Below are 14,414 nucleotides of genomic sequence, written 5' to 3'. Positions count from 1 at the left end.
CCCCTCGCTACAGCTGGCCCCGGCGCGTCAGCTGGTTGAAGCAGAGCCAGCCGGGCAGCACCGGCAGCCAGAGCGTCATCACGCGGAACAGCAGCACCGCCGGAGCCGCGACCTCCTTGGGCAGCCCGACCGCGATGAGACCGATCGTCAGCGCACCCTCCACCGCGCCCATGCCGCCCGGGGTGGGCGCCGCCGAACCCAGGGCGTTGCCCGCGAGGAAGACCACCGCGACACTCGCGTACGACAGCTGCGGCACGTCCGGCCCGCTGAACGCCCGGACCGACGCGTCCAGGCAGAGCACGAACAGCACCGTCAGCAGCAGCATCCCGCCGATGCCGGTGGCCAGCTTCTGCGGACGCTGCACCACATCCAGCATGCGCGGCACGACCCCCGCGAACAGCGACCGCACCCGCGTCACCACGAACTTCCGCAGGAACGGGATGGCCGTCACCACCAGCACCAGCACCGCGACCGTGAGCAGCCCGGCGATGACCGTACGGGACGGGGTCAGCGAGTCCGGCGTCTTCTCCGTACCCGTCAGATACCCGAACAGGGCCAGCAGCAGGATGTGGCAGCCCAGCCCGAACAGCTGCGAAGCACCCACACTCGCGACCGCGAGACCGGGCCGCACCCCCTGGCGCTGGAGGAAACGGGTGTTCAGCGCCACCCCGCCGACCGCCGCCGGGGCCACGATCTTCACGAACGACCCGGCCACCTGCGCCAGCACCGTCCGCCGGAACGGCACCCGCTCGGGCACGAAGCCCAGCAGGCTCATCGCGGCGGCCACGTAACTCAGCGCCGAGAAGCCCAGCGCCGCCGCCACCCAGCCCCACTCCGCCTCCTCCACGACCGTGCCGAAGTCGGCCTGGGTGATCTGCGAGATGACGAAGTACGCGGCGATGGACCCGGCGATGAAGCTCAGCAGGGTGCGCGGCTTGATGCGCTCCAGCCGGACCGGCTCGACCGGGGCCTGCGGGCGGATCAGCAGCACCTGGCGGCGGATCTGGGTGAGCAGGTCCTCCTCGCGGGCCTCCTCCCGTGCCTCGTCCAGGGCCCGCTTCTCGGCCTGCTTCTCCGTACGCACCGACTTCCGCTCGGACTTCCGCTCCGACTTCCGGTCGACGGGGGAGGCCACCGAGGAGGAAGCGGACTCCGCACGGTCCCGGCGGGCCGCGTCCGAGGCCTCCAGCGCCGCCTCGCGCTCCCGCTGCGCCCGCTCGCGGGCGAGCCTGCGCAGGGTCGCCCGGGTGGAGCGGGTCAGCGCGATCGGCTGGAGCAGCGGCAGACACCCGGCCACCGCGTCCGGCCCCAGCACGGCGAGCGCCGCGGCCACCGACCGCTCGGCCCCCACCCGCAGACCGAGCGTGGTCAGCAGCTGGGCCACGTCCATCCGCAGGATCAGGTCACCGGCCGCGATCTCGCCGCCGCGCAGATCGGTGACGTACACCTGGCCCTCGTCGTCCACCAGGATCGCGTCCCCCGCGAGCCTGCGGTGCGCGATCCGCCGCGACTGGAGCGACCGCACCTGCTCCCAGGCGCCGCGCACCAGCTCGTCGGTGATCTCCGCGTCCTCCAGGGCGTCCAGCGACCGGCCGCCGATGTGCTCGTACACCAGCATCACCGCGTCCGGGCCCAGCTCGGAGGTGGCGATCAGCTTCGGCGCGTTCGCCCCGGCCGCGATGGCCGCGTACGCGAGCAGCGCCTCCTGTTCCAGCGCCTGGCGCAGCGACTGGACGGTCCGCCGCTGGGTGATGCTGCGCAGCGTGATCCGCCGCCAGGCCCGGTAGAAGAACCCTTGCGCCTGTTGCTCCCGGTCCACGACGGTCACGTCGAGCGGCGGACCGTCCTCCAGGGTGACCCGGTAGCGCCGCCCCCGGTCGTTCTGGTCCGGGTTCTCGGGCGGCTCCTCGGCGCGCAGGGCGGCGACCGGCCGGAAACCGACGTGCCGCAGACCGGCCATCAGGTGCTGGCCGGTGGGCCGGACGTTCGGGGAGCCGACGCCGTACAGCGTTCCGTACGCGACGGTCCAGCCGATCAGCACGGTGAGGATGATCGAGAACGGGGTGGTGTACCCGCCCACCAGCATGGCGAACGCGTCGAGCAGCAGCACCACCCAGAGCACGACCCGCCAGCGCGGGCGCCGCGCCATGCCCACCGCCGTCATGTACGCGATGACGGGCGCGAGGTAGCCGTGCACCGGGTCGGTCAGCGCGTGACCGGGCTGCTGCTGGGTCAGCGCGTCCTGGATCGAGCCGGGGGCGGACCGGGAGACCCAGAGATCGGTGGCGAGGGTCACCCCGTGCGCGAGCACGGCGGCGAGCACCCCGTCCGCGATGCGGAGCCCGTCGCGTTTGATCAGGCGCTCGATGGCGAAGGCGACCGGGACGAGCAGCACCGCGATGCTCGACACCAGCCCGGCGATCTTGATCAGGAGGTCGGGCGCCTGCTCGGTGCCCCGGGAGATGTCGTCCTCCAGACCCGTCGTCGTGCCCTGGGCGAAGGCGGCGACGGCCAGCAGCACCGCGATGGCGAGCACGCCGACGAGCAGCCGCAGCAGGTCGGACGGGCGGTGCACCCGGGCGGCGAGCAGCGGCTCGTCGCCCGAGACGCGTTCGGTGGGACCCTCGCCGGTGCCCGCACGGGTCGAGCCGGTCAGGCGCGGCGGGCCGTCGGGGGTGGTGCCGGGTGCGGCATCCGGTGCGCCTGACGCGCCGGATGCCTCGCCGGTGTCGCCGGGGCTTTCGGTGGCCGCGGCCTTCTCCGTACGGGTGGGGTCACCGGTGGGATCCGGCGTGGAGCCGGAGCCGCCTGGCTGCGAGTCGGCATCGGAGGCGTCCGCCGCCCGGGATGGCTGCACGCCCTGCTCCTTCGTCGCATCTGGTCGATCTTCGTGTTCTCGTATCACCGGTCACCGCCCGCACGATGGTGGCACGGCGGGAGGACACACGGAGCCATCAGGGTGCACTGCCCGCGCGCGCGAGGGGGAGGATTCGCTCCTTTGCCCGGGCGCGCGTTCCCGGCCGGCGCGGTTCGCGCGCTCCCCGCCGGGACTTCCGGAAATGTCCGCACGGGCGCCCCGATGTCGGTGGCGTACGGCAAGATGGGACGGATGAGACAGGACCGGACGCCCCGGCACGGCGGCGCGGACGACGGCGCGGACGACGGTGTGGCCGACGCCACCTCCGGCCGGCGGGCGGCGGAGGGTGGTACGGCCGGTGCCCCGGCCGCGCAGGCCCACGCCGAGCTCCCGGAGTACGCCGAGCGGGTCCTCGACGTCGCCGACCTGATCCCGCCCGGCCACGTCATGACCTACGGCGACGTCGCCGAGTGGCTGGGCGACGGCGGACCGCGCCAGGTCGGCCGGGCGATGGCGCTCTACGGCTCCGCGGTGCCCTGGTGGCGCGTCGTACGGTCCGACGGCACGCTCCTGCCCGGCCACGAACTCCGCGCCCTGGGCCACTACCGCGACGAGGGCACCCCGCTGCGCGGTGCCGCCCGGTCGGCGGAGGGGCATCTGCCGCGGATCGACATGCGGCGCGCGCGGTGGGACGGCGGTACCGGGGAACCCGGCGGGACCGCCGGACCGGACAGGGGCGAGGAAGCTCACACCTGACAGCTTCGGCCATCGGAGCCCGGCAGTCGCCCTCCTCCGGTCCCCTGTCCCGCGCGTCGCCGGACGGGCCCGACGGAGCCGGGTACACCCCGGGCGGGCCCGCGCGAACCGCGCACGTGACGAGCGACGCAGCGGACCCGCGTCCGCCCGCGCCCCCACTGGCGTAGCGTCGATGCCCGGCGCGGAGCCGGGCCTCTGCCGTACCGCTTCCATCCGCGTACCCCTCCCACCTCTCCCGACCTCCCCCGACCCGCCCCGGCCGGTGCACCACCAGCCCGCGCGCCGGCATCAGTCCGGTGCACCACCAACCCGTGCGTCACCCGTCAGCGCACCACCAGCCCGTGCGTCACCCTTCAGCGCACCACCAACAGGACCGGCGAACCAGTGAGCTCCTCCTCCACCACCCGGCACGACCCGCCCCGCGAAACGCGACGGCGGGCGCCGGGCGCGTACCGGCTGGTGCGCACGCCCCCCGGGTCGGTGGAGCCCCCTGTGCTGGACGCGGCGCAGCGCGCGGTGGTTGATCACCCGGGCGGACCGCTCCTCGTGCTCGCCGGACCCGGCACGGGCAAGACCACGACGCTCGTGGAGTCCGTCGCCGCGCGGGTGGCCGCCGGTACGGACCCGGCCCGCATCCTCGTGCTCACCTTCAGCCGCAAGGCCGCCGTGGAACTGCGCGACCGGATGGCCGCCCGGCTCGGCGCGGCCCGCGGACCGCAGGCCACCACCTTCCACTCGTACTGCTACGCCCTGATCCGCGCCCACCAGGACGCCGACCTCTTCGCCGACCCGCTGCGCCTGCTCTCCGGGCCCGAACAGGACGTCACCGTCCGCGAACTGCTGGCGGGCCAGCTCGACCTGGAGAAGTCCGGCCGCACCCACATCCGCTGGCCCGACGAACTGCGGGCCTGCCTGACCACCCGAGGCTTCGCCGACGAGGTGCGCGCCGTCCTGGCCCGCAGCCGCGAGCTGGGCCTCGACGCGGATGCCCTGGACGACTTCGCCCGCCGCACCGGCCGCCCCGACTGGGGCGCGGCGGCCCAGTTCCTCGCGGAGTACCTGGACGTGCTGGACGCGCAGGGCGTCCTCGACTACGCCGAACTGGTGCACCGCGCGGTCCTGCTCGCCGAACGCCCCGAGGTCGCGGAGCGGCTGGCCGGGGAGTACGACGCCGTGTACGTCGACGAGTACCAGGACACCGACCCGTCCCAGGTACGGCTGCTGCACGCGCTGGCCGGCAACCGCGTGGGGCGCACGCCGGCGGGCACGGGTCCCGGCGCGGGCGCACCGGGCGGAGCGGTACCGGGTGGAGAGGCGCCGGGCGGAGAGGCGCGGGGCGGCGGCCGGACGCTGATCGCGTTCGGCGACCCGGACCAGTCCATCTACGCCTTCCGGGGCGCCGACGTGAACGGCATCCTCGACTTCCCCGATGTCTTCCGGCGTGCGGACGGGGCCCCCGCGCCCGTGGGCGTCCTCACCACCTCCCGGCGCTCCGGCGCAGGCCTGCTCGCCGCGACCCGGCTGCTCACACGCCGGATGCCGCTCACCCGGCTGCCCGCCGACAAGGTGCGCGCCCACCGCGAACTCTCCGCCGTCCGCGAGGGCGGCCGGGCCGAGGCGTACACCTACCCGACCGCCTCCACCGAACTCGACAACATCGCCGACCTGCTGCGCCGCGCCCATCTGGAGGACGGCGTGCCCTGGAACGAGATGGCGGTGCTGGTCCGCGCCGGCGGGCGTTCGATGCCCTCCGTGCGCCGGGCGCTGACCTCCGCCGGGGTGCCGCTGGAGGTCGACGGCGACGACCTCCCGCTCCGCCACGAACCCGCCGTCGCCCCGCTGCTCACCGCCCTGCGCGCGGTGGCGGAGGCCGCCCTGCGTCAGCCACCGGCCGGCGACAGCGGCGACACCGGCGACACCGGCGACACGGACGGAAACGGCGCGGTGGCCGCGACCGTGACCGCTCCCGCGAAGAGCGTGCTGGACGAGGAGACCGCCCTCACCCTGCTCACCTCCCCGCTCGGCGCCATGGACGCCGCCGACCTGCGCCGCCTCGGCCGGGCCCTGCGCGACGACGAGCGGGCCGCCGGCAACCGCGTACCGCCGCCCTCCGGCGAGCTGCTCGCACTGGCCCTCGCCGAACCCGAGCGCCTCGCCACCCACGACCCCGTCTACGCCCGGGGCGCCCAGCGCCTCGGCACCCTGCTGGCCCGGGCCCGGACCCTCCTCCAGGAAGGGGGCACCGCCGAGGAGGCGCTCTGGACCCTGTGGAACGGCACCCCCTGGCCCGGCCGACTGGAGCGCGCCGCGCTGCGCGGGGGCGCCGGCGGGCGCAACGCCGACCGGGACCTGGACGCCGTGTGCGCCCTTTTCGAGACGGCGGCCCGCGCCGAGGAACGCACCGGCGGGCGCGGCGCGCTCAACTTCCTGGAGGAGGTGGACGCCCAGGACATCGCCGCCGACACCCTGTCGCGCCGGGTCGCCCGGCCCGACGCGGTCCGCCTGATGACCGCCCACCGCTCCAAGGGCCTGGAGTGGCGGCTCGTCGTGGTCGCCGGGGTGCAGGAAGGGCTCTGGCCCGACCTGCGCCGCCGGGGCTCCCTGCTGGAAGCCGACCGGATCGGCCGCGACGGACTCGCCGAACCCCTGACGCCCGGCGCGCTCCTCACCGAGGAACGCCGGCTCTTCTACGTCGCCGCGACCCGCGCCCGCGAACGCCTGATCGTCACCGCCGTCAAGGCACCCGCCGACGACGGCGACCAGCCGTCCCGGTTCCTGGCCGAACTGGGCGTCGAGCCCCGCGACGTCACCGGCCGCCCCCGCAGGCCGCTCGCCGTGGCCTCCCTCGTCGCCGAACTGCGCGCCACCACCGTGGACCCCGCCGCCTCCGACGCGCTGCGCGAGGCCGCCGCCCAGCGCCTCGCCCGGCTCGCCGCGCTCACCGACGACGAGGACCGCCCGCTGGTGCCCGCCGCCCACCCGCACCGCTGGTGGGGCCTGGACGAGCCGACCCGGTCCGCCGTCCCGCTCCGCGACCGGGACCAGCCCGTCGTGCTGTCCGGCAGCGCCCTCGACCAGCTCGCCCACACCTGTGCGCTCCAGTGGTTCCTCGGCCGCGAGGTCAAGGCCGACGCCCCCGCCACCGCCGCCCAGGGCTTCGGCAACGTGGTGCACGTACTCGCCGACGAGGTCGCCTCCGGCCGTACCCCCGCCGACCTGGACGTCCTGATGGAACGGCTCGACACGGTCTGGAACGGCCTGGCCTTCGACGCCCCCTGGAAGTCCGACCAGGAGAAGGGTCAGGCCCGCGCCGCCCTCGAACGCTTCCTCCACTGGCACGTCATGGACCGCTCCGGCCGCACCCCCGTCGCCGGGGAGCACGGCTTCGACGTGACCCTCGAGGCGGGGGAGTACGCCGTCCGCATCCGCGGCTCCATGGACCGCGTCGAACGCGACGCCGAGGACCGGGCGTACGTCGTCGACTTCAAGACCGGCAAGCAGGCACCCACCAAGGAGGAGGTGGCCCGCCACCCCCAGCTCGCCGTCTACCAGCTGGCCGTCCGCGAAGGCGCCGTCGACGAGGTCTTCGACGGGCGGCGCCCCGAACCCGGCGGCGCCGAACTCGTCCAGCTGCGCCGCCCCGCCCCCAAGAAGGAGGGCGGCGAGACCTCGCCCCAGGTGCAGGCCCAGCAGCCGCTCGCCGGGGAATGGGTCTCCGACCTGCTCGCCACCGCCGCCGGACGCGTCCTCGACGAACGCTTCACCCCCACCACCGGCACGCACTGCGGCCACTGCACCTTCCGCGCCTCCTGCAGCGCCCAGCCCGAGGGGCGCCACGTGGTGGAGTGACGGTGACCACAACCGCGCGCCGACCGCCGGACGTACGGCCCGGGCGACGGCGCACGTACGGCCCGGCCGACCGCGTACGTACGGCCCGGGCGACCGCGTACGTACGGCCCGGCCGACCGCGTACGTACGGCCCGGGCGACCGCGTACGTACGGTCCCGGGGGCGGTGGCCACGGTCCGGGACACGATGTCGGCGGGGCCGGTTACCGTTCTTGGGTGTCCTCACGTCTCACCGATCCCGAGCAGCTCAAGGAGCTGCTGGGCATCCCCTTCACCCCGGAGCAGACGGCCTGCATCACCGCGCCGCCCGCCCCGCAGGTGATCGTGGCCGGAGCCGGCTCCGGTAAGACGACCGTGATGGCCGCCCGCGTGGTCTGGCTCGTCGGCACCGGCCAGGTCGCCCCCGAACAGGTCCTCGGCCTCACCTTCACCAACAAGGCCGCGGGCGAGCTCGCCGAACGCGTCCGCAAGGCCCTGATCGCCGCCGGGGTCACCGACCCCGACGCCATCGACCCGGACAACCCGCCGGGCGAGCCGAGCATCTCCACGTACCACGCCTTCGCCGGACGGCTGCTCACCGACCACGGGCTGCGGATCGGACTCGAACCCACCACCCGGCTGCTCGCCGACGCCACCCGCTACCAGCTCGCCGCCCGGGTGCTGCGGGACGCCCCGGGCCCCTACCCGGCGCTCACCCACTCCTTCCCCACCCTCGTCGGCGACCTCCTCGCACTCGACGCCGAGCTCGCCGAGCACCTGGTCGAGCCCGACGCCCTCGCCGCGTACGACACCGGCCTCCTCGGCACCCTCGAAGGAGCCACGCTCTCCAACGAACAGCTGCGCAAACTCCCCGAGACCGCCCGGGCCCGGGGCGAACTCCTCACCCTCACCGAGCGGTACCGGCAGGCCAAGCGCGGCCGGGACCTGGCCGACTTCGGCGACCAGATCGCCCTCTCCGCCCGCCTCGCCCTCACCCGGCCCGAGGTCGGCGCCCTGCTGCGCGACGAGTTCCGGGTGGTGCTCCTGGACGAGTACCAGGACACCTCAGTCGCCCAGCGGCTGCTCCTCTCGGCCCTCTTCGGCCACGGCCCCGGCGGCACCACCGGCCACGCCGTCACCGCCGTCGGCGACCCCTGCCAGGCGATCTACGGCTGGCGCGGCGCCTCCGTCGCGAACCTCGACGACTTCCCCCGCCACTTCCCGCACGCCGACGGCACCCCCGCCACCCGCCACAGCCTCAGCGAGAACCGCCGCAGCGGCGGCCGCCTCCTCCAGCTCGCCAACGGCCTCGCCGAACCGCTGCGCGCCCGGCACGAGGGCGTCGAGGCGCTGCGCCCCGCTCCCGGGGCCGAACACGACGGCATCGTCCGCTGCGCCCTGCTCAGGACCCACACCGAGGAGATCGACTGGCTCGCCGACTCCCTCGCCCACCTCGTGCGGACCGGCACCGAGCCCGCCGAGATCGCCGTGCTCTGCCGCACCGCCTCCGACTTCCCGCAGATCCAGGCCGCGCTGGTGGCCCGTGACATCCCCGTCGAGGTCGTCGGGCTGTCCGGGCTGCTCCACCTCCCCGAGGTCGCCGACCTGGTCGCCGTCTGCGAGGTCCTCCAGGACCCGGGGGCCAACGCCTCCCTCGTCCGGCTGCTCACCGGCCCGCGCTGGCGCATCGGCCCCCGCGACCTCGCCCTGCTCGGCCGGAGGGCCCGCCACCTCGTCCACCGCACCTCCCCGGGCGACGGGGACGCCGACGCCGACCTGCGGCTCGCCGAAGCCGTCGAGGGCACCGACCCGGCCGAGGTGATCTCGCTCGCCGACGCCCTGGACACCTTCCTCGACCAGGGCGGCGACGAGGACGACGGGCTGCCCTTCTCCGCCGAGGCCCGGGTCAGGTTCGCCCGCCTCGCCGCCGAACTCCGCGACCTGCGCCGCTCGCTCGCCGACCCGCTGATGGACGTGCTGCACCGGGTCCTCGCCACCACCGGCCTCGAAGTCGAGCTCTCCGCCTCCCCGCACGCGCTCGCCGCCCGCCGCCGTGAGACCCTCGCCAACTTTCTCGACGTCGCGGCCGGTTTCGCCTCCCTCGACGGCGAGGCCACCCTCCTCGCCTTCCTCGGCTTCCTGCGCACCGCCGCCCAGTACGAGAAGGGGCTCGACAACGCCCTGCCCGGCGGCGAGAACACCGTCAAGGTGCTCACCGCCCACAAGTCCAAGGGGCTGGAGTGGGACGTGGTCGCCGTCCCCGGCCTGGTCACCGGCCAGTTCCCCAGCAGCCGCGCCCGCGAATCCTGGACCTCCCAGGCGCAGGTGCTCCCGCACGCCCTGCGCGGCGACGCGGCCACCCTCCCGGCGCTGGACACCTACGACGCCAAGGCGCTCAAGGCGTACCAGCGGGAGATGAAGGAACACCAGCACACCGAGGAACTCCGCCTCGGCTACGTCACCTTCACCCGCCCCCGCTCCCTGCTGCTCGGCTCCGGCCACTGGTGGGGCCCCTCGCAGAAGAAGACCCGGGGCCCGTCGGCGTTCCTGGACGCGCTGTACGAGCACTGCGCCGCCGGGTACGGCGAGATCGAGGTCTGGGCCGAGGAGCCGGAGGCCGACGAGGAGAATCCGGCACTCGCCGCCCAGGACGCCGACATCGCCTGGCCGCTGCCCCTGGACGCCGCCGCGACCGCCCGCCGCCGCGCCGCCCGGGACACGGTCCTCGCGCACCTGGACGCCTGGGCGGGCGCGGAGGCACTCCCGCAGGGCGGAGCGGAGCCTGAGCCGCCGCCCGCACCCCTCGAAGGAGAGGAGGACGCGGAGCTGTACGAGGAGTCGTACGAGGAGCCGTACGAGGAGCCGTACGAGGAGGAGCCGGACTGGGACGACTGGGACTCCCTCGCCACCGACCGGGCTTCCCTCGCCACCGACCGGCCCGGGGAGACCCCGCAGGCCGCCGTCGACGCCCCCGCCGGGCCCGCCGGTCCCCTCCCGTACGTCCCCGCCGCCCGGCCCCCCGGCGGGCCGGCCCCCGAGAGCGAGCTGACCCCCGAGAGCGAGCTGACCCCCGAGGAGAGCCGCACCCTCGCCTCCTGGGACCGCGACCTCGACGCCCTCGCCGGCGAGCTGCGCCGCGCCCGTGCCACCGTGCGGGACGTCGTCGTACCCGCCTCGCTCTCCGCCACCCAGCTCCTCCTCCTCGCCGAGGACCCGGACGCCTTCGCACGCGAACTGGCCCGCCCGATGCCCCGCCCGCCGCAGCCCGCCGCCCGCCGGGGCACCCGCTTCCACGCCTGGGTCGAGTCCCGCTGGGAAGAGCTCCCGCTGCCGATGCTCGGCTTCGACGAACTCCCGGGCGGCGGGGACTCCGACGCCGACATCGAGGACGAGCGCGAGCTCGCCGAGCTGAAGGAGGCGTTCGAACGGACCGAGTACGCCCGCCGCACCCCGTACCGGGTCGAGACCCCGTTCCAGATCTCGCTCGCGGGACGGACCGTCCGGGGCCGGATCGACGCGGTGTACCGCGCGGACGACGGCAGTCACGAGATCGTCGACTGGAAGACCAGCCGCCACCGCACCGCCGACCCGCTCCAGCTCGCCGTGTACCGGCTCGCCTGGGCCGAACTCCACGAACTGCCGCTCGACTCCGTGACCGCGACGTTCCTCTACGTGCGCACCGGCGAGACCGTCCGGCCGCGCTCGCTGCCCGGCCGTCCGGAGCTGGAGCGACTGCTCCGGGACGAGCCACCTTCGCGGGCCCGTTAGGCTCAATGGCATGAGCGACACCCCGGACAGCGCCGTCCACCCGTACATCGAGCAGCACCGCGAGTCCTTCCTCGACGACCTCGCGGCGTGGCTCCGCATCCCCTCCGTCTCCGCCCAGCCGGAGCACGCCGAGGACGTACGGCGCAGCGCCGCGTGGCTGTCCGACAAGCTCAGGGCGACCGGATTCCCGGTCTCCGAGGTCTGGGAGACGCCCGGCGCCCCGGCCGTCTTCGCCGAGTGGCCCTCCGACGACCCCGAGGCCCCCGTCGTCCTGGTCTACGGCCACCACGACGTACAGCCGGCCGCCCGCGCCGACGGCTGGCACACGGACCCGTTCGAACCGGTCGTCCGGGACGGCCGGATGTACGGAAGGGGCGCCGCCGACGACAAGGGCCAGGTGTTCTTCCACACACTCGGTGTCCGCGCGCACCTCGCCGCGACCGGCCGCACCACCCCGGCCGTCCACCTCAAGCTGCTGATCGAGGGCGAGGAGGAGTCCGGTTCCCCGCACTTCCGCGCCCTGGTCGAGGAGCGTGCCGACCGCCTCGCCGCCGACGCCGTGATCGTCTCCGACACCGGCATGTGGGACGAGGACACCCCGACCGTCTGCACCGGCATGCGCGGCCTCGCCGAGTGCGAGATCGAGCTGTACGGCCCCGAGCAGGACATCCACTCCGGATCGTTCGGCGGCGCCGTCCCCAACCCCGCGACCGAGGTCGCCCGGCTGGTCACCGCCCTCCACGACGAGCAGGGCCGCGTCGCCGTCCCCGGTTTCTACGACGGTGTGGCCGAGCTCACGGATGCCGAGCGCTCGCTCTTCGCCGAGCTGCCCTTCGACGAGGCCACCTGGCTGCGTACCGCCAAGTCCACCGCCGCCTCCGGCGAGGACGGCTACACCACCCTCGAACGCGTCTGGGCGCGCCCCACCGCCGAGGTCAACGGCATCGGCGGCGGCTACCAGGGCGCCGGCAGCAAGACGATCATCCCCGCCTCCGCCCTGGTCAAGATCAGCTTCCGGCTGGTCGCCGGCCAGGAACCGGACCGGGTGGAGAAGCTCGTACGCACCTGGGCCGAGAGCAGGATTCCGGAGGGCATCCGCCACCGGATGACCTTCGCGCCCGCGACCCGCCCCTGCCTGACCCCGCTCGACCACCCCGCCCTCCAGGCGCTGGCCCGGGCCATGGGAAGGGCCTTCGGCAAACAGGTCCTCTTCACCCGTGAAGGGGGCTCCGGCCCCGCCGCCGATCTTCAGGACGTGCTCGGCGCACCCGTCCTCTTCCTCGGCATCTCCGTACCGTCCGACGGCTGGCACGCACCCGACGAGAAAGTCGAGCTCGGCCTCCTCTTCAAGGGCGTGGAGACCACCGCCCACCTCTGGGGTGAGCTGGCCGCCGCACTCCGCCGAACCAACTGAGTACCCGATCCGCCCCGGGGGAGTAGGAAGCAGCACCTTGAGTACCTTCGACAACGACCACATCGACCGTCCCATCGGCCTCACCGCACCGAGCGGCATCGACCGCGCTGCCCACCACCGCCTGGACGAGGCGTGGCTCGCCGTCGCGTGGAGCCATCCCACCACCAAGGTCTTCGTCGTCTCCGGCGGCCAGGTCCTGGTCGACGACACGGCCGACGGCGGCACCGAGATCGTCATGACACCGGCCTTCGAGGCCCCGCTGACCGAGACCCACCGCTACTTCCTCGGCACCGACGAGGACGGCGTCAGCTACTTCGCCCTCCAGAAGGACTCCCTGCCCGGACGGATGGACCAGCAGGCCCGGCCGGCCGGACTGCGCGAGGCGGGCCTGCTCCTCAGCGCCCGAGACGCCGGTCTGATGGTGCACGCGGTGGCCCTGGAGAACTGGCAGCGGCTGCACCGCTTCTGCTCCCGCTGCGGCGAGCGCACCATGATCGCTGCGGCCGGGCACATCCGCCGCTGCCAGGCGTGCGGCGCCGAGCACTACCCCCGTACCGATCCCGCCGTGATCATGCTGGTCCTCGACGACCAGGACCGGGCCCTCCTCGGTCGCCAGGTGCACTGGCCCGAAGGCCGGTTCTCGACCCTCGCCGGGTTCGTGGAGCCGGGCGAGTCGATCGAGCAGTCGGTCGCCCGCGAGGTGCTGGAAGAGGCCGGGATCACCATCGGCGAGGTCGAGTACGTCGCCAGCCAGCCCTGGCCCTTCCCCTCCAGCCTGATGCTCGGCTTCTTCGCACGGGCGACCACGTCCAAGATCGACGTGGACGGCGACGAGATCGAGGAGGCCCGCTGGTTCTCCCGCGACGAGCTGACGGAGGCCTTCGAGTCGGGTGCGGTGCTGCCCCCGAACGGCATCTCGATCGCGGCCCGGCTCATCGAGATGTGGTACGGCAAGCCCCTCCCGAAGGCCCGCCCCCTGGGCTGAGCCCGTCGGGGCCCGCGGGGTCTTCGAGGCCTTCGGGCCGACGGGGTCTTCGAGGCCTTCGGGCCGACGGGGTCTCCGAGACCTTCGGGCCGAAGGGGGACCGCTGGGCCGTTGCAGGCGCTCAGGCAGCGGCCGATCACCCATCGGATGATCACACAGCGCACGAGGCCCCCGCCGGGTTCTTCACCGGCGGGGGCCTCGTGCGTCGCGTACGGCGGGTGGAGCGTGGCGGTCAGGCGCCGAGCGCCTGCTTGACCTGGGCCAGGCTCGGGTTGGTCATGACCACCTCGGAGCCGCCCTGCGCCGGAACGATCCGGACGGTGGGGACCGTCTGGTTCCCGCCGTTCGCCTTCTCGACGAAGGCGGCCGACTCCGGGTCCAGCTCGATGTTGATCTCGGTGTACCCGATGCCCTCGCGGTCCATCTGGCCCTTGAGGCGGCGGCAGTAGCCGCACCACGTGGTGCTGTACATCGTCACAGTGCCCGGCATGTCGCTGGTGCTCCTCTGGTCGTCTCGTCCGTTTCGCCGCACGCCCGACGCCGGAAAAGGCCGAAAAGGTGCGGTGTCCGGGTCTCCGCACGCCGCACCCGTGAGGAACGGCGAACGCGGGGCCCGCTCGCACAACGCTCGCACCCCTGCCACCATTCCCGGCCTGCCCCGGGCCGGCCTGCCCGGACCGTCCCGACCCTGGCCCCTGCCGTCCCGGTCCTGGCCCCTGCCGTCCCGGTCCTGGCCCCTGCCGTCCCGGTCCTGGCCCCTGCCGTCCCGGGCCTGGTCCCTGCCGTCCCGGTCCTGGCCCCTGCCGTC

Annotated in this window: 7 protein-coding genes; 5 read left to right on the top strand and 2 right to left on the bottom strand. The window is 74.4% G+C overall.

Translation table 11 applies throughout. The annotated features are described in order from the left end of the window. Window positions 1-7: 7 nt before the first annotated feature. Window positions 8-2,857, bottom strand: coding sequence for a lysylphosphatidylglycerol synthase domain-containing protein (locus tag ACWCSV_RS17950; RefSeq protein WP_451143216.1), 2,850 nt, complete (start codon window positions 2,855-2,857; stop codon window positions 8-10). A 228-nt stretch (window positions 2,858-3,085) separates the two neighbouring features. On the opposite strand from ACWCSV_RS17950, the gene ACWCSV_RS17945 reads away from it, so the two are divergent. The 5 genes from ACWCSV_RS17945 (at window position 3,086) to nudC (ending at window position 13,606) form a co-directional block, all read left to right on the top strand. Then, complete coding sequence (locus ACWCSV_RS17945; RefSeq protein ID WP_451143338.1) at window positions 3,086-3,613, top strand: MGMT family protein; 528 nt, start codon at window positions 3,086-3,088, stop codon at window positions 3,611-3,613. Window positions 3,614-3,997: 384 nt separating this feature from the next. Further along, entirely contained in the window at window positions 3,998-7,462 is a 3,465-nt protein-coding gene (locus tag ACWCSV_RS17940; RefSeq protein WP_451143214.1) for an ATP-dependent helicase, read from the top strand. A gap of 214 nt (window positions 7,463-7,676) precedes the next feature. Beyond that, window positions 7,677-11,207, top strand: a complete 3,531-nt coding sequence (locus tag ACWCSV_RS17935) for a UvrD-helicase domain-containing protein (RefSeq protein ID WP_451143212.1) — start codon at window positions 7,677-7,679, stop codon at window positions 11,205-11,207. A gap of 10 nt (window positions 11,208-11,217) precedes the next feature. After that, the gene (locus ACWCSV_RS17930) at window positions 11,218-12,621 is read left to right on the top strand and encodes a dipeptidase (RefSeq protein WP_451143210.1); all 1,404 of its coding nucleotides are present in this window, start codon (window positions 11,218-11,220) and stop codon (window positions 12,619-12,621) included. A gap of 37 nt (window positions 12,622-12,658) precedes the next feature. Beyond that, complete coding sequence (gene nudC, locus ACWCSV_RS17925; RefSeq protein ID WP_451143208.1) at window positions 12,659-13,606, top strand: NAD(+) diphosphatase; 948 nt, start codon at window positions 12,659-12,661, stop codon at window positions 13,604-13,606. Window positions 13,607-13,838: 232 nt separating this feature from the next. On the opposite strand, the gene ACWCSV_RS17920 is transcribed toward nudC, so the two are convergent. Then, window positions 13,839-14,096, bottom strand: coding sequence for a glutaredoxin domain-containing protein (locus ACWCSV_RS17920; protein WP_266708857.1), 258 nt, complete (start codon window positions 14,094-14,096; stop codon window positions 13,839-13,841). Between the last annotated feature and the right edge of the window lie 318 nt (window positions 14,097-14,414).

This window comes from Streptomyces sp. NPDC001770 (assembly GCF_053596135.1).
Note: the sequence above shows the minus strand (reverse complement) of the source record. Positions and strands in the feature narration are given on the sequence as shown.

What these genes read in the sequence shown, in the direction of transcription:
- ACWCSV_RS17920 (WP_266708857.1), bottom strand. Translation starts at nt 14,096, where the DNA reads ATGCCGGGCACTGTGACGATGTACAGCACCACGTGGTGCGGCTACTGC.
- ACWCSV_RS17930 (WP_451143210.1), top strand. Translation starts at nt 11,218, where the DNA reads ATGAGCGACACCCCGGACAGCGCCGTCCACCCGTACATCGAGCAGCAC.